Here is a 26,061-nt window from a genome sequence, read left to right on the forward strand (position 1 = left end):
TATCTAACGTCTTTACATCAGAAGCTGACTTTCACCCCAAGCGTGGCGCTGGTGTCACGATAGCTTTCGCTGCCCATCTGCTGGCCGATATTGCCCCACAAATTGACCCGCTGGGTCAGTTGCCCGTCAACACCGGCGCGGACTTCGGCGATATTCTTGCTGCCGCGCTGTCCGATGCTGGCGCCGTTGAGTGTCGCTCCCGCGTTCTGGCTGTTGTTGATCCAGTTCGCTTCGAGGTACGGCTGGAACACCGGCTGCTGTTTTTCGCTGTGCGTTTTCATCGAAGCGCGAACCCCTACGCGGGACTGTACGTCGCCGTTGCCCTGCGTACTGACGCGGGTGCCGTTGTTCTCGGTCAGTGAATCCGCCTGGATGTTGCTCCAGATAACCTGCGCGTTAGGCTCAATGAAGTAGCTGTTTTTCTTGCTGTCTTCACCGAGTTTCCAGCTGTAACCGCCTTCCAGTGATGCACTCACGCCCTGTGATTTATAGCTTTCCTGCGGCAAACCGTCGCCTTTCACGCTGTTGTTAAACCAGCTGTATTGCGCCCAGCTGTCCACGTAGGCGCCGGTCTGTGCTTCGGCATTCTGATACCAGGTGCCGTACACGCCGAGGCTGTAGCCGTTGACCTGACCTTTCGAGCGGTAGCCGGTCACGTTGGAATCGGTGGTGCTCTGTGCATTACCGTATCCGGCCAGCGCGCCGATATGCAGGCTGTCGGTGCCGTCAAATGACCATTTGCCCAGATCACCGCCGAGTTGCAACACGTAGCGGTTGGTCTGCGTATCCAGCTGACCGCTGCTGTCTTTGCTGGTGTTGTGGCCGCCAACGTTACGCATCCACAGGCTGGTGGTTTTCTTTTCACCGGTGATCGCATCGGTATACAGCGTTTCGCCGCCACGGTCGTGCAGACGCAGGTTAAACATATTGCTCGCCGCCGACATGTTTGCCAGATAGCTGCCGGCTTCCGGACGGGTGATCATTTTCGTCGGCACAACAGGGCGCACCACAGGATCCACCGGTTTGGCCGGATTTACAGGATCCACAGGAACTGTCGGATCCACAGGATCAATGGGACTCACCGGATCGACGGGCGCCACGTCGCTTATCAGATACCAGTTTTTCGCCTGTTCGCCGAGGCCGCGCATCAGGTGATAATCATACGCACCGGCCACGATACGGCCCTTCTGGATGAATTCGCCGTCGGAATTGCCGCCCACCGAAATCACTTCGATACCCTGTATGGTCTCTGCGCCGCTGCCACCGGCTTTGTTCATGACCACGTTGGTGTCGCCGGCGGTGTTGCCGGTGACCTTAAGGGAATCATGCGCCGAGTTGTCGCCCGCCAGCACGCTGTTCATGATTAAGGTGCCGCCGCTGCTGGTGTAATCACCCTCGACGATGACGGTTTCGAAACTGTCATCAAAGTGGCTGAACATCACGGTGCTGTCGTTGAGGTTCAGCGCGCCGATGTTGGAATCACCGGTAACCGTCCACTGGCTGGCGTTGTTCAGGTTCAGCGTATGCAGGCCAGTGGATACGCCTTTCCATGCGGATGCATCGAGGGAAAGCGCGGTGTTGCTGTTCACATCGCGGTCGATGCTTACGTCTCCGCTCAGTATCGAACCGTTGGTGGCGTTAATGTTGATATAACCGACGGTGTCACCAGCGTCATTTGCCTGGCCGCCGACCAGCAGATTTTTGGCGCTCAGCGTTGAGCCGTCTGCGTTCAGGTTGAACGAAGAGCCTGCGAGTACCGTCACTGCCGTGTTATCACTGGAAATCTGCGTGTTTTTTAAGGCGATTTGCTGCTCTCCGGTGCTCGCCAGTATGCCGGTGGCATTACTGCCGTTCACCACGACGCGGGAATCTTCAAAGCTTGATGTTGTAAGACCTGTGCCATTACGGTTCCAGATCCCCGCTTCAGGCAGAGTGGTCAGTTCGCCGTTAGCGTTGTTCATTACAATATCGACGTTTTTGGCGTTCAGCTGAGAGTTAAAACGGGTCTCGACACCCCAACCGCCGACGTCGCTTTTGATGCTCACGTTATTGAGCGTGGCGGATTCACCGTCGCTCACCACGCCATAAGACGCGGGTGTATTAAGGGTGATCTGGCTATTGGTCAGGTTCATTATGCCCGTACCATAACTCCAGACTGCCGGGCCGTGGTATCCACCGGTTTTATTGATAATCAGGTTATTACCATCAAACTGGCTATCAGATACCCACACCGCGTTGCCGTTAGTTGTGATGTTGATGGAGTCGGCTTTCAGCGTACTGCCCGTTGTCGCCACCAGAGCGGCTGCACCACCGACATCTAACTGCCCGGTATTGTTAATGGTGATGTCCAAATTACTGACGTCAACGCTGGCACCCCCCGCAGCCTGAACACCGTAGGCTCCGCCGCCCGATGTCGTAATCGTACCGCCGTCAACCACCACCTGTGCGTCTGTCCCCGACGCCAGAATACCGCGTGCGCTGACGCCTGTAGTGGTGATCGCGACGTTATTCGCTGTCGTGGTACCGCTTTGGGCGAGGATCCCACTGGCACCGTAGCCAGCGGTGCTGATGGTCGCATTGCTGACATGGAGTGCGCCGTTGCCGGTCATCGCGCTCTGAATGCCATAACTGTTGGTGCCCTGCGTGTCGATGCTCAGGGTATCGATATTCAGCTGGGTATCTGCGCCCTGCATGAATATACCGCGGGCATTATTCCCCGTTGTGGTGATGGCGATGTTATTACCCGTCATGCTTCCCGCCTGAGCTAATATGCCCACACCGGTGTCACCTGCAGTATTGATCGTGGCATTTTTGACATTGGCATCGGCGGCGGCACCGGTGTAACGAATGCCGTAGCCGCTAGCGCCACTGGTGATTATCTCTAACCCATCGATATCCAGTGTCGAATCGGCCACCAAAATGCCGGTTGCGGTGCTGCTAATCTTCACGTCGGTGCCATTAAATACGCTGTTACCGAGCAGATTAATCCCATAAGTGCCCGCACCGACAGCCAGCATACGCAGGTTGTTGGCGTTGACGGTGGCGGCAGTGGCATAAAGCACGTGGGTATTCGTACCGAACGTGCCGAGTTGCACGTTATCCAGATTCAGCGTTGAGCCGCTCTGCACCAGTGCAGCATAAGCTGCGCTTCCGGTGGTGGACGCCTGATTATTGGTAAAGGTCAGGTCAGCATTGTTTGCGGCCCAGAGAGCATATTGCGAGTTGGCCGTCGTGGCGACCTGATAATCATCGTAAGTGGCCGAGGCATTGTTTACGGCCACCTGGCCGTTCGGTGCAGCTGTCGCCGTAAAGGACGTCAGCAGCACGGCGGTGGTAATCATGCCAACCTTAGTGCCGGAGCTGGATTTGGTTTTCCCGGTCGCCAGTTCAGAGGTGACCATAAAACAGCGCAGGGCGCTGTTCCAGATAACGCGATAGATTTTGTTCATGAGTGGGGTGTCTCTTCATCCGCTGAGTTTGTTGCCAGCGACTATATGCGATGAAGAAACCATCAACAGTCAGGCGCGTCCTTCATGGTTGTAGGACGCGTCCGAAGAGTGAAAAGTGCAGATGTGAGAAGCGGATAAGTTACTGATGAACAGCGATATAACGTTCAAACTTTGCCGGTTTTAAGCGGCTGAGATCGACCAGCACTAACCCGTCGATACAGTGATTGAATTCCGGGTCGCTGCCGAAATCAATAAACTGCACGCCGCCGGTTTCGCAAAGTTCGGAATACTGCTTATACAACGCCGGAATGCTGCTCCCGAGATTGGCCAGCAGACGTTTCAGACGCTGTAAATCTTCCTGATAATCGTCACCACAAAACTGCGCTAACACGTCCGGCAGTGAAGCCGGATAGGGACGGCGGGAGGTGGCCAGCGGAAGAGCAGGGGCGAAATACAAGCGATAGAAGGCCACCAGCAAATCACGCGCGGGCAGCGGCATTCCGCCGGAAATCGACACCGGGCCAAACAGATAGCGAGTCTGCGGATACTTCGCCAGATAGGCACCGATGCCCAGCCACAGATAATCCAGCCCGCGTTTTCCCCAATACGCAGGCTGAATAAAGCTGCGCCCGAGCTCAATTCCCTGCGCCAGAATCGGATCCATCTGATGCCCGTACTGGAACAGGCTCTGGCTGTAAATACCGTTCAGGCCTTTGCTTGCGACCTGATCGGCAGTTGGAATAAACCGGTACGCGCCGACAATTTCCAGCGCCTGCGGATCCCACAATACCAAATGGAAATAATCGTCGTCGTACCCGTCGAGATCGCGACGACGGCCACTGCCTTCCCCGACGGCGCGAAAGGCAATTTCTCGCAGCCGCCCGAGTTCGCGTAGGATCGGCACGGTGTCTTCGCCGTGGCGGCGGTAGAGATAAATCATCTTACCGTCCGGCGTTTTGCCCAGCACTTCGCTGGCTTCCAGAGCATGTTTTAGCACCGCGCGGTCTTCGGCGCGGGCAATGGATGATTCAGTATGGAACAGACCCGGTTTGCCAGCGCCGAGACGATAAACGTGTTTACGAAAACGTGCCGCCAGATCGCCCACCAGCATTTGTCCGTCGTGCCAGCTGGAAAAAGGGATGCGCGCGCCGATTTTCAGCGTCAGGCTGTTGCCGCGCTGGCCGAACATCTCATGCACCAGCAGCAGCGTGCTGAGCGGGCGGTAAACCATTGAACTGAAATAAAATAACGCGCTGTTGCTGCCGCTGATATGCACCGGCACCACTGGCGCACGGGCTTTGGCAGCGAGGCGGATAAAACCGGTGTGCCATTTACCGTCGCGCACCCCTTTCGAGCTCAGGCGCGAGACTTCACCCGCCGGAAAGACAATCAGCACGCCCTGATTCTCCAGATGTTCCTGCATCTGCGTCACCTGATGACGCCGCGTGCGGTTGCCCATGTTATCCACCGGGATCATCAGGCTGCCGAGCGACGAAACCAGCGACAGCAGCTGATTGGCGACCACTTTCACGTCCGGGCGCACCGAGGCTACAGCGTGCAGCAGCGCCAGGCCGTCGAGCGTACCAATCGGATGGTTCGCCACGACCACTACCGGGCCGTAGCTTGGGATCTGCTCGCGGTCGCGTTCGGTCAGTTCACAGCGAATGTTAAACTGCTCGAGCACCTGCTCGACCATATCGATCCCTTTCAGGTGCTGATATTGGTCGGCAAAGCGGTGAAATTCTTTCTCGCGGAACAGGGTTTTTAACAGACGGCGTTGCCAGGAAGGGGTTTTGTGCTGCGGGTCGAGATCCTGAAACAGGGTATCCATGCTGAACATAGGATGTCCTCCAGTTGAAGTAATCCGACCATAAGCAGCGCGTGTGACAGCGATGTGTCACTTTTGTGGCAGTAAGAGGAAGGCTGAATAAAACGGCGGTTCAATCTGTTGCGAAAATAGCCAAATACCCATAAAGTCAACGCTCCTGCGCGGTTTCTTATAACGGCTAAACCTTCTTTCGTGAGACGCTGATTTCCATGCCTGGTCCCGCTTCGCCCGAGATTTCTCCTGCCCCTTCCTCAAAGACCACACTGCGTATTCTTTCGATTCTGGTGTTTAATTTTGCCAACTATCTGACCATCGGTTTACCGCTGGCGATTTTGCCGGGTTACGTGCATGACCATCTTGGTTACAGCGCGTTCTGGGCAGGGCTGGTGATCAGTTTGCAATACTTCGCGACGCTGCTGAGTCGCCCGCACGCCGGGCGTTATGCCGATAAAGTCGGGCCAAAAAAAGTCGTCATGTTCGGGCTGAGCGGGTGCCTGCTCAGCGGCGTGTTTTACCTGCTGGCGCTGTGGTTTGATGCATCACCGGCAGCCAGTCTGGCGCTGCTGTGCGTCGGGCGTTTGCTGCTGGGCGCAGGGCAAAGTTTTGCCGGAACCGGCTCAACACTGTGGGGCATTGGTGTGGTCGGCTCCCTGCATATCGGCAAAGTGATTTCGTGGAGCGGGGTGGTGACTTACGGCGCGATGGCTATCGGTGCGCCGCTTGGCGTGTGGATTTTCAGCCTCGGCGGCCTGACGCTGCTTTCGGTGTGCATCATTGCGGTGGCACTGACTGCGCTGCTTGCAGCATGGCGTAAAACGCCGGTCGCGGGGAAAGCCACGTCGCAGATCCCGTTTCGTCAGGTGCTCGGCAAAGTGTTGCCTTACGGGCTTGCGCTTGGCCTCGCGTCTACCGGTTTCGGCGTGATCGCCACCTTCATTACGCTGTTTTATGACGCCAAAGGCTGGTCGGGCGCGGCGTTTTCCCTGACCTTTTTCAGTGCGGCCTTTGTCGGTATGCGGCTGCTGTTCCCCAACTGTATCAACCGCTTCGGCGGACTGCGTGTCTCTCTGCTGTGCTTTGGTGTAGAAATCATCGGGCTGATTCTGGTGTTTTTCGCCCCGACGTCTGCGGTGGCAATGGGCGGCGCGTTTCTCACCGGTGCGGGCTTCTCACTGGTGTTTCCTGCGCTGGGCGTGGTGGCTGTCAAAAAATTGCCGCAGGAAAATCAGGGCAGTGCGCTGGCGACCTATTCGGCATTCCTGGATTTATCGCTGGGCGTGACCGGGCCTCTGGCTGGCATTCTGATGGCGCAGGCGGGGATTGATGCGATTTATCTGGGCTCGGCGTTGCTGGTCTTTATCGCCATGGCGCTGGTTCTGCGGTTGCTGTTAAGCCAGTCCCCGCAGAAAGCCAGCGCCTGTGTCAAAACCGATTAATACGAACGGATACGGCCCATATGCAGCGTGTCGACGTATTCGCCGTCACGCAGCGCATAGCACGGGCTGAGCCCTTCAACGCTGAAACCAAACTTCTTATACAGCGCGATCGCCCCCTCGTTATCGGCATACACCGTCAGCTCGACGCGTTTTATATGCAGCCATTTGTCGCACAGGTCCAGCGCGGCCGCGACAAGATTGCTGCCCACGCCTCTTCCCTGAAAACCGGTATCTACGCCGATGCCAAACGTGGCTACGTGGCGGCGTCGCCAGGGCTCTTCGACCATCAACGTCAGATTGCCCACCAGTTTGCCGTCGATACAGGCCACCAGCGCGAAGCGGTTCGGTGACGGATTAGCCAGACGGCCTTCCCATAGGGCGGCAGGCGGATACGGAAGCTGGAGAGTGTCGCTGTACACAGGAACCTGAGCGTAGAGGTGTTGAAGCGCTTCTGCGTCCGTGGTTTCTGCGTGGCGGATAACGATTTCGCTCATAGCGACACTCCTTTTATTGTGGTTACTGTTTGAATATCCTCTAGATTTATCAGGAATTGAAAAAGTGTCAATCCTGCGTGTGATTAAAAATAATGCTTTACAAGTGCGAATGATAATAATTATTATTGCCATGCGTTCCGGGGATGGCCTCACACCAAGGTCAAACGGGTCCCCATGAATGCACGACATTGCTCACATTGCTTCCAGTATTATTTAGCCAGCCGGGTGCTGGCTTTTTTTTTCCCCTTTTCCCCTCATATCTCGCGCCGGTAGTGCGTTGGCTGCACGCGTTCACCCCGTTCACAGAGTAATCTATGCGCCCGAGGGCTCTCTCGCTTGCCGCCTTCACCTGCACGAACTATTTTGGGAAAAACCTCTCCTGTTAACGCTTAAATCTCCAACAATTCCTTTGAATTTAGCCATCTGCATTTGTTCATATTTTTTGAACAGAGGAGTGAGATTTTTACGCTTTCTTATTCCCGGCCGTTGACTAGACTAGAGAAAACATTGAGGAGAGTTGAACATGATCTACTTACGCAAAGCACAAGAACGCGGTCACGCAAGTCATGGCTGGCTGGAAAGCTGGCACACATTTTCTTTCGCCGATTACTATGATGCGAACTTCATGGGCTTCTCCGCACTGCGGGTTATCAATGAAGACTTCATCGACGAAGGACAAGGGTTTGGTAAACACCCTCACAAAGACATGGAAATCCTGACCTACGTGCTCGAAGGCACCGTGGAACATCAGGACAGCATGGGCAACAAAGAGCAAATTCAGGCGGGTGAATTCCAGATAATGAGTGCTGGTACCGGCGTGACTCACTCCGAGTACAACGGTAATAAAGACCGTAAATTGCATCTGTATCAGATCTGGATCATTCCTGACAAAAAAGGTCTGGAACCGCGTTACGAACAGCGTATGTTCGACGCGCCACAAGGCCGTCAGCTGGTGCTTTCGCCGGATGCCCGCGAAGGTTCGCTGAAAGTGTTCCAGGATATGGAACTGTCACGCTGGGCGCTGAAAAAAGACGAACAGTCTGTGTATCAGATTCAGGCAGAACGTCGCGTTTGGATCCAGGTGGTGAAAGGCACCGTGTCGATTAACGGCCAGAAAGCCGGACCAAGCGATGCGCTGGCGATTTGGGATGAAACGGCGCTGTCCGTGCATGCCGATGAAGACAGTGAAATCCTGCTGTTCGATCTGCCACCGGTCTGAAAATAGTGTCCAATCAAAAGGCGACTCCGGTCGCCTTTTTTACGTCTGCTCTCTGACGCTGGCCGTCCGGCATAGTCCTTTATCCCAGGACGTGCTGATAATTTATTCAACTTCGTGATGCTTTTCACAGCCTGATGCGAACCAGTCCCGATTTTATGAGCACGCTCTCATTCCGCTCTTTCACCCATGGAAACCGGTTTCCAAAGAGACTCAAATACCCTCAGCAAGAGAAAACGGGCAGAACATCCATCATCTGGGAGAAAAGCAAAATGAAAAGAATCATGCTTTGTTGTTCGGCGGGTATGTCGACCAGTTTGTTAGTTCGCAAAATGAAAGAGGTCGCGGCAGAACGCGGTGAGGAAGTGCAGATCGAAGCATTCGGGGCCAGCGAGTTTGACGAGAAATTCCGTGATTATCAGGTGGTGCTGCTCGGGCCGCAGGTACGTTACATGCAGGCCGACTTATCCGCCAGAGCGGCTGAATTCAATATTCCGGTCGAAACCATCAACATGATGGATTACGGCATGCAGCGCGGTGATAACGTGCTGGACTTCGCTTACGGGCTGATTGCACAGGAAGGAAGCCGCGTATGAGTGGTCTCTATCAGGCGATGGTCAACGTCATCGAAAAGCACATCACGCCGCTGGCCGGAAGCGTCGGCCAGCAACGGCACGTGATTGCTATCCGCGACGGCTTTATCGCCGCGCTGCCGTTTATGATCATCGGCTCGTTCATGCTGGTGTTCATCTTCCCGCCTTTTTCGCCCGATACCACCAACAGCTTCGCGCGCGGCTGGTTAGATCTGTCGCTGAAATACCGCGAACAGCTGATGCTGCCGTGGTATCTGAGCATGGGCGTGATGACGTTTTTCATCTCGGTCGGCATCGGTGCGAGTCTCGGTAAGCATTATAAACTCGACCCGATCATGACCGGTTTGCTGGCGTTTATGGCCTTCCTGCTGGTCGCTGCGCCGTATCATGACAAACAAATCTCCACCCAGTATTTCTCCGGCGAAGGCATTTTCACTGCCATCCTGACCGCCATTTATGCCGCCGAAGTGTATGCGCTGCTCAAACGCCGCAACATCACTATTCGCCTGCCGAAAGAAGTCCCGACCGGCGTGGCGCGCTCCTTTGAAATTCTGATCCCGGTTATCGTGATTGTCGCTACGCTGCATCCGCTGAACCTGTTTATTCAGTCCACCACCGGCATGATCATTCCTGAAGCCATCATGCATCTGCTGGCGCCGCTGGTATCCGCGTCGGATTCCCTGCCTGCGATTTTGATCTCGGTGTTTATCTGTCAGGTTCTGTGGTTCGCCGGCATCCACGGCGCGCTGATTGTCACCGGCATCATGAACCCGTTCTGGATGACCAATCTGGCGCTCAACCAGACCGCGTTACAGGCTGGCGCACCGCTGCCGCACATTTATTTGCAAGGTTTCTGGGATCACTATCTGCTGATTGGTGGCGTCGGCTCGACCCTGCCGCTGGCGATTTTACTGCTGTGCAGCAAGGCCGTGCATCTGCGCACCATTGGCAAAATGGGCGTGGTGCCGAGCTTCTTTAACATCAACGAACCGATTCTGTTCGGTACGCCGATTATCATGAATCCGGTGTTTTTCCTGCCCTTCACACTGGTACCGATGCTCAACGCCGTCTTCGCCTATACCGCCACCAAACTTGGCTGGGTCGCGCAGGTGGTGTCGCTCACGCCCTGGACGACGCCTGCGCCAATTGGTGCGTCATGGGCCGCAAATTGGGCGTTCAGCCCGGTAATTATGTGTCTTTTCTGTATGGTGTTATCGGCAGTAATGTATTACCCGTTCCTGAAAGCCTACGAACGTACGTTGCTGAAACAGGAAGCGGAAAAGGCTACTACACAAACGGCGGGTAACGCCGTGCCAGCAAACAGCTAAAAGCTAACGGACAGCGAGGATGACGATGAAATATCAATTTCCAAAAGAATTCTGGTGGGGCAGTGCCAGCTCTGCGCCGCAAACTGAAGGGGAAACCCTCAGCCACGGCAAAAGCGCCACGGTCTGGGATCACTGGTATTCGCAGCAACCGACGCGTTTTCATGGCGATGTCGGGCCGCAGGACACATCGACGTTTTATAAAAACTGGCGCGAGGATATCGCGCTGCTGAAGCAGCTGAACCACAACACATTCCGCACCTCGATTTCGTGGGCGCGCCTGATCCCCAACGGGCGCGGTGAGGTGAACCCAGAAGCGGTCACCTTCTACAATCAGGTGATCGATGAAATGCTGGCGCAGGGCGTGCAGCCGTTCATCAACCTGTTCCATTTCGACATGCCGATGGCGATGCAGGAAATCGGTGGCTGGGAAAACCGCGAGGTGGTCCATGCCTATGACAAATATGCCGATACCTGCTTCGAACTGTTCGGCGACCGCGTGAAACACTGGTTTACCTTCAACGAGCCGGTTGTGCCGGTGGAAGGCGGCTACCTGTATGATTTCCATTATCCGAATGTGGTGGATTTCAAACGTGCAGCGACCGTGGCTTATCACACGATGCTGGCACATGCGCTGGCGGTGAAAGCTTATCGGGTCCGTCAGCAGGGCGGCGAAATCGGTATTATCCTTAACCTGACGCCGTCTTATCCGCGCTCACAGAACCCGGCGGATCTCAAAGCCGCGAACATTGCCGATCTGATGTTTAACCGCAGCTTCCTCGATCCGGCGCTGCGCGGTGAATATCCGCAAGAACTGGTAGAGTTGCTGAAAAAGCACGATCAGCTTCCGGCCTGTCAGGATGGCGATAAAGCGTTGCTGCAACAGGGCGTGGTGGATTTGCTCGGCATCAACTATTACCAGCCACGCCGCATTCAGTGCCGCGACAGTATGGTGAATCCGGAAAGCCCGTTCATGCCGGAATGGTTCTTTGACAACTACGTCATGCCGGGGCGTAAGATGAACCCGCACCGTGGCTGGGAAATCTACGAGCAGGGCATCTACGATATTCTGACCAACCTGCGTGAAAACTACGGTAATCCGCGCTGTTTTATTTCTGAAAACGGCATGGGCGTGGAACATGAGCTGCGTTTTGAGAAGGACGGGCGGATCGATGATGATTACCGCATTGAGTTCGTCAGCGGGCATCTCAAATGGCTGCATCGCGCGTTGCAGGAAGGCAGTGGCTGTCTCGGATATCATATGTGGACGTTTATCGATTGCTGGTCATGGATGAATGCGTACAAAAACCGCTATGGCTTTGTGCAGCTGGATCTCGACACGCAAAAACGCACGGTGAAAAAAAGCGGCGAATGGTTCGCGAAGGTCGCCGCCGAACACGGCTTCGACTAACAGATAACGCGGTTAAACAAGGAACGACATGGCAAACATTAACGACGTTTCGCGGCTGGCTAACGTGTCGAAAGCGACGGTTTCCCGTGTCCTGAGTGGCAGCCGCGGAGTAAAAGAGGAGAGCCGCCTGGCGGTGATGCAGGCGGTGGAAGCGCTGCAATACAAACCGAGCATGATCGCGCAGTCGTTGTCGACGCAGTCTACCGGCTGCATCGGCGTGATTTGCGCGGCGGAAAACATCAATCAGAGCACCGGCTACCTGCATGCGCTGGAAAAAGAACTGCGACTCAATCAGAAGTATTTACTGCTCAGATTCGCCACCGACGCCGCCAGCCTCTCGCATTCCGTGGATGAGATCGGGCGCGGTTTGTGTGACGCGATGATTGTGATCGGCGCGCGCTTTGCCCTTCCGGCGCTGCCTGACAACGTCATCACTATTGACTGCCTGGATGCGGACTCCGGGCGCAGCATTCATTTTGACCGCAGCTTCGCCACCGAAACCGCCTGTCAGTACGTGCTACAGCAGGGGCGCAGGCAGATCGCGCTGATCAATTTTGAAAACAGCGATGCGGCGGGGCAAATCCTTCAGGGTTATCATCTGGCGCTGGAGAAGTTTTTACTGCCTTACGACCGGCGGCTGGTGCACAGTGGCGATCAGGCACTGACGCAACTGCTGGCGCAAAATGTGCCGTTTAACGCGCTGCTGGTGCCGGACGATGCCACCGCGCAGGACGCACTGCGTCAGCTCGCGCAGCTTGGGCGGAACGTGCCGCAGGCGGTGATGGTCTTCAGTCTCGACAGCACGCTGCCGCCGGGCGCGTCTGCAATACCGGCGATCGCCTGGCCGCTGGAAACGCTGGCGCAACGGGCGATGGCGTTACTGGCCGGACAGTTCTCAGCGAACACCGGCGAACCGGTTCGCGGCCAGCTCAGTTTACCGGCCTGATCCACCTCGCATGTCGCGCAGCAACGGATACCCGCCTGCGCGAATGTTTGCTAACATAACCTTCTGATCCCTCACTCTTTCACCGGCCGCATCTCATTGACTGTCATGAAGAAAAAAAGACCCGTACTCCAGGATGTTGCCGATAAAGTGGGCGTCACCAAAATGACGGTCAGCCGTTATTTGCGCAATCCCGAACAGGTGTCCGGCGCGTTGCAGGAAAAGATTTCGGCGGCGCTCGATGAGCTGGGATACATCCCTAACCGCGCCCCGGATATTCTCTCCAACGCCAAAAGCCGCGCTATCGGCGTCTTGTTGCCCTCGCTGACCAACCAGGTGTTCGCCGAAGTGCTGCGCGGCATTGAAAGCGTCACTGATATTCATGGCTACCAGACCATGCTGGCGCACTACGGCTACAGTCAGGAACGCGAAGAACAGCGGCTGACGTCGCTGCTTTCCTACAATATCGACGGGCTGATTTTATCCGAACGCCATCACACCGCGCGTACGCTGAAAATGATCGAAGTTGCCGGTATTCCGGTGGTGGAGATGATGGACTGCGTCTCGCCGTGCGTCGATCTCGCGGTCGGGTTCAATAACTTTGAAGCCGCACGGCAGATGACCCAGCAGATCATCGCGCGCGGGCATCGTCACGTGGTCTATTTCGGCGCACGTCAGGATGAACGTACGATCATCAAACAGCAGGGCTACGAGCAGGCGATGCGCGAATCCGGTCTTGAGCCGTACAGCGTGATGACCAGCCGTTCCTCAAGCTACAGCGCGGGCGCGGAATTATTGCGTCAGGCGCAAAAAGACTGGCCGCAAATCGACAGTATTTTCTGCACCAACGACGACCTTGCGGCAGGCGCATTCTTTGAATGCCAGCGTCAGGGGCTGCGTATTCCGTCACAAATGGCAATCGCCGGTTTCCACGGCCACAACATGGGACAGGCGATGGAGCCGCCGCTCGCCAGCGTCCTGACGCCGCGAGAAAGAATGGGGCAGATTTCCGCCGAACGCCTGCTGGCCAGACTGCGCGGCGAAAACGTCGTCCCGCGCATGGTGGATGTCGGGTTTACGATTTCGGCGGGCGGCAGTATTTGAGTTTAAAAGCAGATAAAAAAATCCCCGACGCAATGGCCGGGGATTGTAGATTCACACACGGGCTAACTACGATGCCAGTGACAAATGTCTTTTCTGCTGTTTATGCGTTTGCAGCCACTCGGCGACGCGCTGTTGCTGCGCTTTATCGAGCCACATGCCGAGTTTAGTACGGCGCCAGATCGCATCATCGAGTTCGCTTACCCACTCTTTTTCCACCAGATACCGCAGCTCCGCCTCGTAGAATCCGTGACCGAAATCTTCGCCCAGCGATTCAATGCTGGTGGCATCTGACAGGAACAGCTCCGTCTGGCTGCCGTAGGTGCGGGCATAACGGCGTGCCAGCGATTCCGGCAACCATTTGAAACGGCTACGCAGATTGGCGCTGTAAGTATCGCGATCGCCATTCAGTTTCCCGCCAGGCAGGACGGCTGTTTTGGTCCACGCCGGACCGGCTTTAGGATAATACTTCCCAAGTTTTTCCAGCGCATGTTCCGCCAGTTTACGGTAGGTCGTCAGTTTGCCGCCGAACACGGAAAGCAGCGGTGCTTTACCGTCCAGATCGTGAACGTCGAGCGTGTAATCGCGGGTGACCGCCTGCGGTGAATCAGATTCGTCATCGCACAGCGGACGTACGCCGGAGTATGTCCAGACGATGTCTTCGGTGGTCAGCTGTTTCTTAAAGTGATCGTTATACACTTTCAGCAGATAGCCGATCTCTTTATCGTCGATCTTCACGTCTTTCGGGTCGCCGTGATATTCCACGTCGGTGGTGCCGATAATTGAGAACTCATCCAGCCATGGGATCACAAACACAATACGGTGGTCTTCGTTTTGCAGAATGTACGCCTGCGGCTGATTGTGCGCGCGTGGCACCACAATGTGACTGCCTTTGATCAGACGAATGCCGTACGGCGATTTCAGCTTCAGGCCGTCGTCGAAGAAATGTTTTACCCACGGCCCGGTGGCGTTCACCAGACCTTTGGCACGCCAGGTGAAGGTTTTGCCGGTGTCGATATCTTCGGCTTCCACAATCCACAAACCGTCTTCACGCCATGCACGGGTTACGCGGGTGCGGGTACGAACTTCGCCGCCGCGCTCTTCCACTTCCTGCGCGTTAACGACAACTAAGCGCGCATCGTCAACCCAGCAGTCTGAGTATTCAAAGCCTTTGGTCAGCTCAGGTTTGAGCACCGACTCGCTGCCGAATTTCAGGCCTTTACTGGCCGGCAGGCTGGTGCGTTTACCCAGATGGTCATACAGGAACAGGCCGGCGCGGATCATCCAGGCCGGGCGCAGGTGCGGCTGATGCGGTAAGCGGAAACGCATCGGGAAGGCAATGTGCGGTGCCATTTTCAGCAGCACTTCACGTTCAGCCAGCGCTTCGCTGACCAGACGGAATTCGTAATGTTCCAGGTAGCGCAGGCCACCGTGAATCAATTTAGAACTGGCCGAAGAGGTCGCGCAGGCCAAGTCTTGCGCTTCAAGCAGCAGTACAGACAGCCCGCGGCCAGCTGCATCTGTTGCGATGCCGGTACCGTTAATACCGCCACCAATTACGATCAAGTCTTTGGTTTCCACGTCATCTTCCTCCAGATGTTCGTAATAGCTCTTTTATGTTCGTTTTCGCTCACGATTGTAATCGAGAATCGACAAACAAGCCAAGCGTTAACCAAATAAAAACAATTATGCGTGATGAAGGTAACATTTTTGTGTCGGTTTCGAGCAAAACGGAGAGAAGGGAAAGAAACCGAACGCGGTCGCGCGTGGAATTTTTCGAAATTGTTCGTTTAGGGCAGGGGATGGGGAAGAAGAAAAAGCAGGAGCGCCAGTGCGACGCTCCACAGGGGCAGGTAAATCAGCAGAGTTCGAGCTGGACGTCGTACTTGTCGATGATTTGCTTCACGCTGTCCGGCGGCTGTTTGTCGGTAAACAGATAGTGGATCAAATCCATTTTACCCAGGTTCACCATCGCGTTACGCCCGAACTTGGAGTGGTCAGTCACCAGCATCACGCAGCGTGAGTTTTCGATAATCGCGCGCTTGGTTCGTGCTTCGTGATAATCGAATTCGAGCAGTGAGCCGTCCATATCAATGCCGCTGATGCCGAGAATGCCGTAATCGAGGCGGAACTGAGAGATGAAGTCGAGCGTCGCTTCGCCCATGATGCCGCCGTCGCGGGCGCGCACTTCGCCTCCGGCGAGGAACAGACGGCAGTCATCTTTCGCACTGTAGAGCGTCGCCACGTTCAGGTTGTTGGTGACGATGCGCAGATCTTTATGATTGAGCAGTGCGTGCGCCACGGCTTCCGGCGTGGTGCCGATATCGATAAACAGCGTCGAACCGTCGGGGATCTGGCTGGCGACGCGTTCGGCGATGCGCGCTTTCGCTTCCGACCACATCACTTTACGGTCGTTATACGCGGCGTTCACCGAACTCGACGGCAGTGCCGCGCCGCCGTGATGACGATGGATTTTGTTCTGTTCAGCCAGATCGTTCAGATCACGGCGAATAGTTTGCGGGCTGACGGCGAAGTGCTCGACCAGCTCTTCGGTGCTGACATATCCCTGCTGGCGGACTAAATCGATAATCGCATCATGGCGTTGTGTTTGTTTCACCCGAATCCCCTACTTGCTTTTTTTGCGCGGTGCGCGCGTATCAACAAATGCCATCACCAGGCCAAGACCCAGACCAAACGCGTGTGCAGCATTGGACACGGCAGCGCCGCCCGTAGCATACCCGATAAACATAAAAATCAGCGAAATCACCAGCAGCCCGCCGGGCACGTACAACTTGCTTTCCGGTTTCAGCTGGCCGGTCAGCCAGGCGTAACCCATCAGCGCGTACACCACGCCGGAGAGACCGCCGAACCAGGCGCCGCTGACCATCGACTGGCCCCATCCGCTGATCAGAGCTGAAACGATCGTGACCGTAAACAGCTTGCCGCTGCCCAGATGCATTTCGATCTGGCTGGCCAGATACCACCACCACGCCAGATTAATCAGCAGCGCGATAAAGGAGAAATTCATCAGCGCCGGGGTAAACCAGCGCCAGACCTGGAAAACGCGTAAACTGTCCGGCCACGCCAGCCAGCTCATCACCAAAGCATCACCGACCAGCTGTTGCAGGATAAACACCGCCAGGCTGAGCACAATCATGCCAATAGTCAGCGGCCCGGCGCTGCTGCGCAGGCTTTTGAGGAATGGCGTGTGCGACATCTTTAAATGCGGCTGCGCCTTGCCGGTTCTCCAGCTGGCCTCCTGATAGCGCGGATGCAGCGGATCACGGACAAACAGTGCAACCTGTTTTTCGGCTTCTTCCAGACGGGATTCGTCATCCAGCCAGATCTGTACTTCCTGACTTTCGTGTTTCATCGTCAGCGTAAATCCCTGCGTTGCCATGTAATCGACAAACGCCTGAGCGAGACGAGGGTTGTTCAGGTTAAGAATGCGCACCATAGCGTTAATCGATTTCCCTAATGGTTTGATTTGTTGCCGTCATTTTAGGGCAATACCTTATCTGCCAGCGTACGGGAAGTCGATTATAACGTCAGTCAGTAAAAGGAGGGGAATTTACAAATGCTGTGAAGCCAGCGGAAAAGAAAAAAATAACGCGGGTGTGAGATGGATCGGGATTTGATGCAACATCGCGGTTGAACGATGTTGCAATCATTAACCTTACAGGCCTTCCAGTGCCTGTTCCAGATCGGCGATCAGGTCGTCGGTGTCTTCGATACCGATACTGATGCGGACCAGTCCGTCGGTGATACCGCTTTGACGGCGGATTTCCGGTGCGACGGCGCTGTGGGTGGTGGATGCCGGGTGGCAGGCCAGCGAATCCGTATCACCAAGAGACACGGCCTGCGTGATGATGCTCAGCTTATCGAGGAACGTCCGTGCGGCGTTCAGCCCGCCTTTCAGTTCGATGGCCATAATCCCGCCGAACAGTTTCATCTGTTGCGAGGCCACCGCATGGCCCGGATGCTGTTTCAGTCCCGGATAAAAGACAGTGTCGACCGCACTGTGTCCGTCGAGGAATTCCGCCACGGCCTGCGCGCTCAGTGAACTGGCTTCGACGCGCAGCGGCAGCGTTTTCAATCCACGGATCAGCAAACTGGCTTCAAACGGGCTGAGGCAACCACCGAACTGTTTCAGGCTCAGGGTGCGGATTGGCGTAATCAGCGCCGCTGCACCGGCGACCACGCCACCGGTCGCATCGCCGTGACCGCTGATGTACTTGGTCGCCGAGTGCAGAACGATATCAATACCCAGCTCGAGCGGGCGCGTCAGGTACGGTGTCGCAAAAGTGTTGTCGGCGACGCTCACTGCACCTGCGGCTTTCGAGAGACGGGCGATTTGCGCCAGATCCGCGATATCCAGCCCCGGATTTGCCGGTGTCTCGACCAGCACCACTTTAGTGTTTTTGGTGAATGCGGCTTCCAGTTCGGCGACGTTCGCGACATGAACCGGTTTGATACCGTAACGCGGCAGAAGATTACGCACCACGCCTTCGGTACCGCCGTACAGCGTACCGATATGAATGATTTCATCGCCCGGCACCAGCAGGGCAAACAAGGTGGCACTGATCGCCGCCATGCCGCTGGCACAGGCCACGGCGGTTTCAGCACCTTCCAGTGCCGCAAGTTTCTGCTCGAAAACGGTCACCGTCGGATTGGCGAAGCGGCTGTACATGTAGCCCGGCTCTTCACCGCTGAAACGGCGCGCGCCGCTGTCAAAATCGGGGTAAGAAAATGCAGAAGACGCCGTGATTGGCGTCGCGATAGCGCCCGTTTGGGCATCGGGCTGCTGGCCGCCATGAACGGCGAGGGTACGCATCCCTAAAGAACGTGAAGTGTTCAGATGTTTCATCTTGAAATCCTGTCGTTGGTAGAAGGAAATTATATCAAGACTGAAGATGTGTAGCTTTTTCCGCTTAAGAACATTTTAGGCGCAGACCGATCGGGCTGGTTATAAAGGAAAGTGCGTCTGCGCCGGTTAAAACAACGGAAAATCAGGCTTCGATATCCTGAGGGAAGGTTTTTGACCAGGCTTCAAAACCGCCGTCAACGCTGTAGACGGATTCGAAACCCTGACCGATGAGAAACTGCGCCGCACCGCGGCTGCTGATGCCGTGGTAGCACATCACCAGGACCGGTTTTTTGGCATCGGCCTGATCCATAAAGGCACGCATGCTGTCATTGCTCAGGTGGAATGCGCCGGGTGCATGACCTGCGCCGAATGTCTGCGGATCACGGATATCGACCATCACCGCTTCGCCTGATGTCAGACGGGTGTGCGCTTGTTCCACGCTGATTGCTTCAAATTGTTCCATTTGGCCGGGCCTCATTCGTCAGTTATACGCTCATTCTACCTAACTATTTGCCGATCAAGACCAGACAAACTGCGCGGGTATCCGTTAAACCAGCACCACTTTCACGCCTTTCTCGCGCAACTGCCTGATGATTTCAGCGCTGGCTTCTTTGCCGGTGATCAGCACGTCGATCTGTTCGGTGCGGCTGAACAACATGCCGGCACGCTGGCCGACTTTGCTGCTATCGACCAGCACCGCCAGATTCCCGACATAATTCAGCATCTTCTGCTCGGCCATCGCCGTCAGCATGTCGGTTTTATAGAGGCCATCGGGCGTCAGCCCCGCGCCGCTGGTGAACATCCAGTGGCCAGCATACAGGCTGGCGTCGCCGTCCTGCGGGGCGAGGGTGATCGACTGACTTTTATTGTACTGCCCACCCATGATGACCACGCTGTCGTGCTCCTGCTCAATCAGATAATTGGCCAGTGGCAGATAGTTGGTGATTACCTGAATGTCTTTCCCGCACATTTCGCGCCCGAGCAGAAACGCCGTAGAACCGCAGTTAATCACCACGCTTTCGCCCGGCTGGCACAGTTCAGCTGCCGCTTTGGCGATACGCATTTTTTCATTGAGATTGTGGGTCTGGTGGATATTCAGCGGTGTCCAGTTCTGACGCGGCTGATTGACGGCTTCGGCACCGTTACGCACTTTGCGTAATTTGCCTAATTCATTGAGTTTTGTGATGTCACGACGCGCTGTCGCCGGAGAAATATCAAAGTGATCAATCACATCAGCGACAGAAATCTGGCCCTGACGCTGCAAAAGATCAAGGATGGCATTGTGGCGTTGTGGCTCAGTCATGGTGGCTCCGCGAGTAAATCGAATCAGAATGATTACCGCGTGATTATAAACGAGCAGTAATGGCAATAACATTGTTTATGATGAGGCGGAGTGAATCCCCTCCGCCTGATCGCACAACGTTTTAGAGGAATGATTTAAAGGGTAAATCGGTGTCTGTGGTGAAGCAATCCTCGAACCCGCGCGGATAGTGATATTCGAAATTGTCTTTGTCATTCGGGTAGGTGAATTTGCCGCCGACCTGCCAGATAAACGGCTTAAAACCGTATTTCAGGCGGTCTTTCTTCATCTCCCACAGTACGCGGATTTCCTGCGGATCGGCCTGGAAATTCGACCAGATATCGTGATGGAACGGGATCACCACTTTGGTGTTCAGCGATTCCGCCATGCGCAGCATATCGACACTGGTCATTTTATCAGTCACGCCGCGCGGATTTTCGCCGTAGGAGCCGAGCGCCACGTCTATCTGATATTCATTACCGTGTTTGGCGTAATAGTTGGAATAGTGCGAATCGCCGCTGTGATACAGGTTCCCGCCCGGCGTTTTGAACAGGTAGTTCACCGCCCGCTGATCCATCATGTCCGGCAGAACGCCTGCGGCTTTTTGGTCGGCGGGCAGGGTGATGAGTACCGTGCGATCGAAAGAATCCAGCGCATGAATTTCCACATCTTTGATACGCACGACTTTCCCCGGCGTCATCACGATGCATCGCTCAGCGGGCACGCCCCAGCTCATCCACAGATCCACGCAGGTTTGCGGGCCGATGAACGGCACGTCGGAGGCGCAGTTTTGCATGACGGCGGCGGCGACGTTAACGTCAATGTGATCGTTGTGATCGTGCGTGGATAACACGGCGTCGATCTCGCGGATCGCAAAGGGATCAAGTACGAATGGCGTGGTGCGCAGGTTGGGTTGCAGCTTCTTCACACCGGCCATGCGTTGCATCTGGTGGCCGGTTTTCATCAGCGGGCTGCTGTGATTTTGCTTGCCGACGCCGCACCACAAATCCACGCAAATGTTCGCGCCGCCTTCGGATTTCAGCCAAATCCCTGTACAGCCCAGCCACCACATGGCAAAGGTGCCCGGCGCGACCTTTTCCTGCTCAATTTCTTCGTTTAACCAGGTGCCCCATTCCGGGAAAGTGCTCAGGATCCAGGATTCGCGGCTGATCGTTTCTACTTTGCTCATGGTGTTCCCTCATCGTCATATCAGTGTGATGTAAGTGTCACAATAAATCATTTGATGATTATATGTGATTTGTTTGTGCGGAAGTTATCACCGAAATATCGTCATGACAATGACTTTGAACGAAGATTTACTGATCGGGATGACAACGGATTCTTAAAAGATAATGCGCATGAAGAACGTTTTTATAGAAGCCAGTTTCAGTTAATAAGCTGAAATATAAATAAAAAGAGGATTTATGGCTTTTGGGTGAACATTTCCGACATGACGATAACTTGCGAGACTGCTCACAAATAATCATTGTGAATCTTTACCTGATTCGATGTGAGCATTAGGGTGCATCTGTCCCTCACTTTTCAGCGCAACGTTAGCGCCAAAAAGATTAAACAAGGTCAGACGGAGAGTTTTATGGAAATGCTCTACACACTCTTTACCGTATTTTTTAATCAGGTAATGACCAACGCACCGCTGCTGCTGGGTATTGTGACCATGCTCGGTTACATCCTGCTCAGAAAGAGCGCGACGGTAGTTATCAAAGGCACCATCAAAACCATTATCGGCTTTATGTTATTGCAGGCCGGGTCCGGCATTCTGACCGGCACGTTTAAACCGGTGGTGGCCAAGCTGTCGGAAGTTTACGGCATCAACGGGGCGATTTCTGACACCTACGCCTCCATGATGGCGACGGTCGAACGCATGGGCGATGCCTACAGTTGGGTGGGTTACGCGGTGCTGATTGCCCTCGGACTGAACATTCTGATGGTGGTTTTCCGCCGCATTACCGGCATTCGCACCATCATGCTCACCGGCCATATCATGTTCCAACAGGCCGGGCTGATTGCGGTCTTCTTCTTCATCATGGGCTACCCGATGTGGACCACCATCTGGTGCACGGCGATCCTGGTGTCGCTGTACTGGGGCATCACGTCCAACATGATGTACAAACCGACGCAGTCGGTGACCGAAAACAGCGGTTTTTCCATCGGCCACCAGCAGCAGTTTGCCTCCTGGATCGCCTATAAAATCGCACCGTATCTCGGCAAGAAAGAAGACAGCGTCGAAGACCTCAAACTGCCGGGCTGGCTGAATATTTTCCACGACAACATCGTCTCCACCGCCATTGTGATGACCGTGTTTTTCGGCATCATTCTCTGTTCGTTTGGCCTGGATACGCTGCAACATATGGCCGGTAAAACCCACTGGACAATCTACATCCTGCAAACCGGTCTGATGTTTGCCGTGGCGATTTTCATCATCATTCAGGGTGTGCGCATGTTTGTCGCCGAACTGACCGAAGCCTTTAACGGCATCTCTCAACGTTTAATTCCCGGTGCCGTTCTGGCGATCGACTGCGCAGCGATATACAGCTTCGCGCCAAACGCCGTGGTCTGGGGCTTTATGTGGGGCACCATCGGCCAGCTGATTGCCGTGGCCATCCTGTTCGGTCTCGGTTCTTCCATCATGATCATCCCCGGCTTTATCCCGATGTTCTTCTCAAACGCCACCATCGGCGTGTTTGCCAACCACTTCGGCGGCTGGCGCGCTGCGCTGAAAATCTGTCTGGTGATGGGGATGATCGAAATCTTTGGCTGCGTCTGGGCTATCAAACTCACCGGCCTCAGCGCCTGGATGGGGATGGCCGACTGGTCGATTCTCGCACCGCCAATGATGCAGGGCTTCTTCAGCCTCGGCATGGCCTTTATGGGCGTCATCGCGGTGATTGCATTGATGTACATGTTCTTTGCGGGCCGCACGTTGCGCGCCGAAGAAGACGCTGAAAAACAAGCGCTGAATCAATCCACTTCTCACTAATCAACGAGGTTCCCATGACAGTACGAATTCTGGCGGTATGCGGTTGCGGGCAAGGCAGTTCAATGATCATGAAGATGAAAATCGGCCAGTTCCTGACGCAGGAAGGTGTGGCTCACACCATGAACAGCTGCGCGGTGGGCGAGTACAAATCAGAGTTGAGCGGCGCGGACATTATTGTCGCCTCCACGCACGTCGCGGATGAAATCACGGTCAGCGGCAACAAATACGTCGTTGGCGTGCGCAACATGCTTTCAGCTGCGGACTTCGGCCCGAAAGTGATGGAAGTGATTAATGCACACTTCCCCACGTCGCTGAAAAAGTAGGGGGGAGAAAGATGAAACTGCGAGATTCGCTGGCTCAGAACGATTCGATCTGCCTGAACGCGCAAGCACAAACCTGGCAGGACGCGGTAAAAATTGGCGTCGATATGCTGGTGAAGGCTGGCGTGGTGGAGCCGCGCTATTACCAGGCGATTCTGGATGGCGTCGAACGTTTCGGCCCGTACTTTGTGATAGCGCCCGGTCTGGCGATGCCGCATGGCCGCCCGGAAGAGGGCGTGCTTAAGACAGGTTTCGCGCTGGTGACGCTGAAAACGCCGCTGGTGTTCAATCATGAAGATAACGATCCGGTGGATATTCTCATCACGCTGGCCGCCGTGGATGCCAACGCGCATCAGGAAGTTGGCATCATGCAGGTGGTGAACCTGTTCGAGGATGACGCCAATTTTGATCGCCTGCGTGCCTGTACTTCAGCGCAGCAGGTTCTTGATTTGATCGACCAAACCTCCGCCGCCGCGGCGCACTAATTCACATTTTTGCTCTCAGAGAAGGAATTCAATATGTCTCATTCATTACCGATGTTGCAGGTAGCACTCGATAACCAGTCGATGGACGACGCCTACAAAACCACGCGTCTGATTGCTCACGAAGTGGACATCATCGAAGTCGGCACCATTTTGTGCGTCGCCGAAGGCGTGCGTGCGGTGCGTGATTTGAAAGCGCTGTATCCGGAAAAAATCGTGCTGGCCGATGCCAAAATCGCGGATGCCGGAAAAATCCTCTCGCGGATGTGTTTTGAAGCTAATGCGGACTGGGTGACGGTGATTTGCTGCGCCGACATCAACACCACCAAAGGCGCGCTGGAGGTGGCGAAAGAGTTTAACGGTGACGTTCAAATTGAACTGACCGGCTACTGGACATGGGAACAGGCGCAGGAATGGCGCGAAGCGGGTATCGGGCAAGTAGTGTATCACCGCAGCCGTGATGCGCAGGCCGCAGGCGTGGCGTGGAGCGAGGCCGATATTACCGCCATCAAACGTCTGTCCGACATGGGCTTCAAAGTCACCGTCACTGGCGGCCTGGCGCTGGAAGATTTGCCGCTGTTTAAAGGTATTCCGATCCACGTCTTTATCGCCGGTCGCAGTATCCGCGATGCCAAAGATCCGGTAGACGCGGCGCGTCAGTTCAAAAAATCCATCAGCCAGCTCTGGGGCTAAGGAATCTCGCATGATGCACAAAGCCGTTCCACTCGGTATCTATGAAAAAGCCCTGCCTGCGGGCGAAGACTGGCTGAAGCGCCTGACGCTGGCGAAAGAGCTGGGTTTCGATTTCGTTGAAATGTCGGTAGATGAAACCGATCACCGGCTGGCGCGGCTTGACTGGTCAAGTGAGCAGCGTCTGCGGGTGATCGATGCGATTTCACGCACCGGTATTCGTATTCCTTCAATGTGCCTGAGCGCGCACCGCCGTTTTCCGCTCGGCTCTGAAGAGGATAAAACCCGCAATCAGGGGCTGGAAATCATGCGCAAAGCCATTGTGCTGGCGCAGGATTTGGGCATCCGCGTGATCCAGCTTGCCGGTTACGATGTCTATTACCAGCAGGCCAACGATCACACCCGCGAACGTTTTCGCGAGGGCTTGCAGGAATCGGTCGAAATGGCCAGCCGCGCGCAGGTGACGCTGGCGATGGAAATTATGGATTACCCGCTGATGAATTCGATCAGCAAGGCGCTCGGTTATACCCATTACCTGAACAATCCGTGGTTCCAGCTTTATCCGGATATCGGCAATTTGTCCGCGTGGGATAACGACGTACAGATGGAGCTGGCAAGCGGCGCAGGGCACATCGTTGCCGTGCATATAAAAGATACACAGCCTGGCGTGTTCAAAAACGTACCGTTCGGCAGCGGCGTGGTGGAGTTTGAGCGCTGCTTCGAAACGCTGCAAAAAAGCGGCTATCGCGGACCCTATCTTATCGAAATGTGGAGCGAAACCGCCGCCGACCCGATGCAGGAAGTCCGCAACGCGCGCGCCTGGGTGGTGGATAAAATGCAGAAAGCCGGGCTGAACATGGAGGAAATAGCATGACGGAGTCACTGAAACAGCGCGTGTTTGAAGCCAATATGGCGCTGCCGGCGTACGGTCTGGTGACGTTCACCTGGGGCAACGTCAGCGGCATCGACCGTCAGCGCGGGCTGGTGGTGATCAAACCGAGCGGCGTTGAATACGAAAAAATGCAGGCCAGCGACATGGTGGTGGTGAACCTGCAAGGAGACGTCGTTGAAGGGCATTACAAACCCTCTTCCGACACCGCGACGCATCTGACACTGTACGCCCGCTTCCCTGAACTCGGCGGCATCGTTCATACACATTCCACCCACGCGACGTCATGGGCGCAGGCGGGCGTCGCGATTCCGGCGCTAGGCACCACGCACGCGGATTATTTTGCCGGAGCGATCCCCTGTACGCGCCCCTTAACGCGCGAAGAAGTCGCCGGGCAGTACGAGCTGGAAACCGGCAAAGTGATTGCTGAAACGCTTGCAGGCATTCAGCCGTTGCACATGCCGGGCATTCTGGTGGCACAGCACGGGCCGTTCTGTTGGGGAATCACGCCGGAGCAGGCGGTGCACAACGCGGTGGTGCTGGAAGAAGTCGCAAAAATGGCGTGGATCACCGGCACCCTGCAACGCGCGCAACCGCCGATGGACGATTATCTGTTGCATAAACATTTCAGCAGAAAACATGGGCCGGATGCGTATTACGGGCAGAAATAGCCGACGCTGAGAGACCAGAAAAACCCCTCCCAGCCTCTCCTTTCGCAG

Annotated in this window: 23 protein-coding genes; 13 read left to right on the top strand and 10 right to left on the bottom strand. The window is 55.3% G+C overall.

The annotated features are described in order from the left end of the window. Positions 1-17: 17 nt before the first annotated feature. Both I2123_RS02870 and olsF read right to left on the bottom strand, forming a co-directional pair. Positions 18-3,449, bottom strand: coding sequence for an autotransporter outer membrane beta-barrel domain-containing protein (locus tag I2123_RS02870; protein WP_213052458.1), 3,432 nt, complete (start codon positions 3,447-3,449; stop codon positions 18-20). Positions 3,450-3,588: 139 nt separating this feature from the next. After that, positions 3,589-5,289, bottom strand: coding sequence for a bifunctional ornithine lipid synthase OlsF (gene olsF, locus I2123_RS02875; RefSeq protein WP_112167506.1), 1,701 nt, complete (start codon positions 5,287-5,289; stop codon positions 3,589-3,591). A gap of 197 nt (positions 5,290-5,486) precedes the next feature. Here olsF and I2123_RS02880 point away from each other — a divergent pair, with 197 nt between their 5' ends. Further along, the gene (locus tag I2123_RS02880) at positions 5,487-6,713 is read left to right on the top strand and encodes an MFS transporter (protein WP_112167507.1); all 1,227 of its coding nucleotides are present in this window, start codon (positions 5,487-5,489) and stop codon (positions 6,711-6,713) included. Here I2123_RS02880 and I2123_RS02885 read toward each other — a convergent pair. Continuing rightward, entirely contained in the window at positions 6,710-7,207 is a 498-nt protein-coding gene (locus tag I2123_RS02885; RefSeq protein ID WP_213051776.1) for a GNAT family N-acetyltransferase, read from the bottom strand. The genes I2123_RS02880 and I2123_RS02885 overlap by 4 nt on opposite strands. A 523-nt stretch (positions 7,208-7,730) precedes the next feature. On the opposite strand from I2123_RS02885, the gene I2123_RS02890 reads away from it, so the two are divergent. The 6 genes from I2123_RS02890 (at position 7,731) to gntR (ending at position 13,799) form a co-directional block, all read left to right on the top strand. Then, positions 7,731-8,426 carry a pirin family protein gene (locus I2123_RS02890; protein WP_112167509.1) on the top strand — a complete coding sequence of 232 codons (696 nt, stop codon included), beginning with the start codon at positions 7,731-7,733 and terminating at the stop codon, positions 8,424-8,426. Positions 8,427-8,695: 269 nt separating this feature from the next. Beyond that, entirely contained in the window at positions 8,696-9,019 is a 324-nt protein-coding gene (locus I2123_RS02895) for a PTS sugar transporter subunit IIB (RefSeq protein WP_112167510.1), read from the top strand. Beyond that, positions 9,016-10,344 (top strand): PTS sugar transporter subunit IIC, encoded by a 1,329-nt coding sequence (locus I2123_RS02900; protein WP_213051777.1) that lies wholly within the window; start codon positions 9,016-9,018, stop codon positions 10,342-10,344. The genes I2123_RS02895 and I2123_RS02900 overlap by 4 nt, the downstream gene beginning before the upstream one ends. Before the next feature lie 25 nt (positions 10,345-10,369). Then, positions 10,370-11,752 (top strand): glycoside hydrolase family 1 protein, encoded by a 1,383-nt coding sequence (locus I2123_RS02905; protein ID WP_213051778.1) that lies wholly within the window; start codon positions 10,370-10,372, stop codon positions 11,750-11,752. Between the two features lie 28 nt (positions 11,753-11,780). Next, positions 11,781-12,698 carry a LacI family DNA-binding transcriptional regulator gene (locus I2123_RS02910; RefSeq protein ID WP_112167512.1) on the top strand — a complete coding sequence of 306 codons (918 nt, stop codon included), beginning with the start codon at positions 11,781-11,783 and terminating at the stop codon, positions 12,696-12,698. Positions 12,699-12,803: 105 nt separating this feature from the next. After that, positions 12,804-13,799, top strand: a complete 996-nt coding sequence (gntR, locus tag I2123_RS02915) for a gluconate operon transcriptional repressor GntR (protein ID WP_112167513.1) — start codon at positions 12,804-12,806, stop codon at positions 13,797-13,799. Between the two features lie 66 nt (positions 13,800-13,865). Here gntR and glpD read toward each other — a convergent pair whose 3' ends face one another. The 7 genes from glpD to ulaG form a co-directional block, all read right to left on the bottom strand. Next, entirely contained in the window at positions 13,866-15,377 is a 1,512-nt protein-coding gene (gene glpD, locus I2123_RS02920) for a glycerol-3-phosphate dehydrogenase (RefSeq protein ID WP_213051779.1), read from the bottom strand. A gap of 277 nt (positions 15,378-15,654) precedes the next feature. Next, a complete protein-coding gene (locus I2123_RS02925) occupies positions 15,655-16,413 on the bottom strand; it encodes a DeoR/GlpR family transcriptional regulator (protein WP_112167515.1) in 759 nt (252 codons plus the stop codon). A gap of 9 nt (positions 16,414-16,422) precedes the next feature. Further along, the gene (gene glpG, locus I2123_RS02930; protein ID WP_213051780.1) at positions 16,423-17,253 is read right to left on the bottom strand and encodes a rhomboid family intramembrane serine protease GlpG; all 831 of its coding nucleotides are present in this window, start codon (positions 17,251-17,253) and stop codon (positions 16,423-16,425) included. A gap of 219 nt (positions 17,254-17,472) precedes the next feature. Next, a complete protein-coding gene (locus I2123_RS02935) occupies positions 17,473-18,663 on the bottom strand; it encodes a trans-sulfuration enzyme family protein (RefSeq protein WP_112167517.1) in 1,191 nt (396 codons plus the stop codon). 142 nt (positions 18,664-18,805) lie between these two features. Continuing rightward, positions 18,806-19,126, bottom strand: a complete 321-nt coding sequence (glpE, locus tag I2123_RS02940; RefSeq protein ID WP_112167518.1) for a thiosulfate sulfurtransferase GlpE — start codon at positions 19,124-19,126, stop codon at positions 18,806-18,808. 84 nt (positions 19,127-19,210) lie between these two features. Beyond that, positions 19,211-19,966, bottom strand: a complete 756-nt coding sequence (gene ulaR / locus I2123_RS02945) for an HTH-type transcriptional regulator UlaR (protein ID WP_213051781.1) — start codon at positions 19,964-19,966, stop codon at positions 19,211-19,213. A 121-nt stretch (positions 19,967-20,087) separates the two neighbouring features. Continuing rightward, on the bottom strand, positions 20,088-21,152 hold the full coding sequence (gene ulaG, locus I2123_RS02950; RefSeq protein WP_112167520.1) for an L-ascorbate 6-phosphate lactonase: 1,065 nt from the start codon (positions 21,150-21,152) through the stop codon (positions 20,088-20,090). A 405-nt stretch (positions 21,153-21,557) separates the two neighbouring features. Between ulaG and ulaA the strand changes: the two genes are divergently transcribed. Genes ulaA through I2123_RS02980 form a run of 6 tightly spaced genes read left to right on the top strand, consistent with a single transcriptional unit; the run spans position 21,558 to position 26,013 of the window. Continuing rightward, positions 21,558-22,961 (top strand): PTS ascorbate transporter subunit IIC, encoded by a 1,404-nt coding sequence (gene ulaA, locus I2123_RS02955; RefSeq protein WP_112167521.1) that lies wholly within the window; start codon positions 21,558-21,560, stop codon positions 22,959-22,961. A 14-nt stretch (positions 22,962-22,975) separates the two neighbouring features. Next, positions 22,976-23,284 (top strand): PTS ascorbate transporter subunit IIB, encoded by a 309-nt coding sequence (ulaB, locus tag I2123_RS02960; RefSeq protein WP_213051782.1) that lies wholly within the window; start codon positions 22,976-22,978, stop codon positions 23,282-23,284. A gap of 11 nt (positions 23,285-23,295) precedes the next feature. Then, on the top strand, positions 23,296-23,766 hold the full coding sequence (ulaC, locus tag I2123_RS02965; RefSeq protein WP_112167523.1) for a PTS ascorbate transporter subunit IIA: 471 nt from the start codon (positions 23,296-23,298) through the stop codon (positions 23,764-23,766). Between the two features lie 33 nt (positions 23,767-23,799). Next, complete coding sequence (locus I2123_RS02970; RefSeq protein ID WP_112167524.1) at positions 23,800-24,456, top strand: 3-keto-L-gulonate-6-phosphate decarboxylase UlaD; 657 nt, start codon at positions 23,800-23,802, stop codon at positions 24,454-24,456. A gap of 10 nt (positions 24,457-24,466) precedes the next feature. Then, positions 24,467-25,327 (top strand): L-ribulose-5-phosphate 3-epimerase, encoded by an 861-nt coding sequence (locus tag I2123_RS02975; RefSeq protein ID WP_213051783.1) that lies wholly within the window; start codon positions 24,467-24,469, stop codon positions 25,325-25,327. Then, positions 25,324-26,013 carry an L-ribulose-5-phosphate 4-epimerase gene (locus I2123_RS02980; RefSeq protein WP_112167526.1) on the top strand — a complete coding sequence of 230 codons (690 nt, stop codon included), beginning with the start codon at positions 25,324-25,326 and terminating at the stop codon, positions 26,011-26,013. Before I2123_RS02975 ends, I2123_RS02980 begins: the two co-directional genes overlap by 4 nt. The last annotated feature ends 48 nt before the right edge of the window (positions 26,014-26,061 follow it).

This window comes from Rahnella inusitata, from assembly GCF_018288855.1.
Lineage (GTDB): Bacteria > Pseudomonadota > Gammaproteobacteria > Enterobacterales > Enterobacteriaceae > Rahnella > Rahnella inusitata.

Excerpts from the sequence above, each read along its gene's own strand:
- I2123_RS02870 (WP_213052458.1), bottom strand. The coding sequence starts at position 3,449 with ATGAACAAAATCTATCGCGTTATCTGGAACAGCGCCCTGCGCTGTTTT.
- olsF (WP_112167506.1), bottom strand. The coding sequence starts at position 5,289 with ATGTTCAGCATGGATACCCTGTTTCAGGATCTCGACCCGCAGCACAAA.
- I2123_RS02880 (WP_112167507.1), top strand. The coding sequence starts at position 5,487 with ATGCCTGGTCCCGCTTCGCCCGAGATTTCTCCTGCCCCTTCCTCAAAG.
- I2123_RS02885 (WP_213051776.1), bottom strand. The coding sequence starts at position 7,207 with ATGAGCGAAATCGTTATCCGCCACGCAGAAACCACGGACGCAGAAGCG.
- I2123_RS02890 (WP_112167509.1), top strand. The coding sequence starts at position 7,731 with ATGATCTACTTACGCAAAGCACAAGAACGCGGTCACGCAAGTCATGGC.
- I2123_RS02895 (WP_112167510.1), top strand. The coding sequence starts at position 8,696 with ATGAAAAGAATCATGCTTTGTTGTTCGGCGGGTATGTCGACCAGTTTG.
- I2123_RS02900 (WP_213051777.1), top strand. The coding sequence starts at position 9,016 with ATGAGTGGTCTCTATCAGGCGATGGTCAACGTCATCGAAAAGCACATC.
- I2123_RS02905 (WP_213051778.1), top strand. The coding sequence starts at position 10,370 with ATGAAATATCAATTTCCAAAAGAATTCTGGTGGGGCAGTGCCAGCTCT.
- I2123_RS02910 (WP_112167512.1), top strand. The coding sequence starts at position 11,781 with ATGGCAAACATTAACGACGTTTCGCGGCTGGCTAACGTGTCGAAAGCG.
- gntR (WP_112167513.1), top strand. The coding sequence starts at position 12,804 with ATGAAGAAAAAAAGACCCGTACTCCAGGATGTTGCCGATAAAGTGGGC.
- glpG (WP_213051780.1), bottom strand. The coding sequence starts at position 17,253 with ATGGTGCGCATTCTTAACCTGAACAACCCTCGTCTCGCTCAGGCGTTT.
- I2123_RS02935 (WP_112167517.1), bottom strand. The coding sequence starts at position 18,663 with ATGAAACATCTGAACACTTCACGTTCTTTAGGGATGCGTACCCTCGCC.
- glpE (WP_112167518.1), bottom strand. The coding sequence starts at position 19,126 with ATGGAACAATTTGAAGCAATCAGCGTGGAACAAGCGCACACCCGTCTG.
- ulaR (WP_213051781.1), bottom strand. The coding sequence starts at position 19,966 with ATGACTGAGCCACAACGCCACAATGCCATCCTTGATCTTTTGCAGCGT.
- ulaG (WP_112167520.1), bottom strand. The coding sequence starts at position 21,152 with ATGAGCAAAGTAGAAACGATCAGCCGCGAATCCTGGATCCTGAGCACT.
- ulaA (WP_112167521.1), top strand. The coding sequence starts at position 21,558 with ATGGAAATGCTCTACACACTCTTTACCGTATTTTTTAATCAGGTAATG.
- ulaB (WP_213051782.1), top strand. The coding sequence starts at position 22,976 with ATGACAGTACGAATTCTGGCGGTATGCGGTTGCGGGCAAGGCAGTTCA.
- ulaC (WP_112167523.1), top strand. The coding sequence starts at position 23,296 with ATGAAACTGCGAGATTCGCTGGCTCAGAACGATTCGATCTGCCTGAAC.
- I2123_RS02970 (WP_112167524.1), top strand. The coding sequence starts at position 23,800 with ATGTCTCATTCATTACCGATGTTGCAGGTAGCACTCGATAACCAGTCG.
- I2123_RS02975 (WP_213051783.1), top strand. The coding sequence starts at position 24,467 with ATGATGCACAAAGCCGTTCCACTCGGTATCTATGAAAAAGCCCTGCCT.
- I2123_RS02980 (WP_112167526.1), top strand. The coding sequence starts at position 25,324 with ATGACGGAGTCACTGAAACAGCGCGTGTTTGAAGCCAATATGGCGCTG.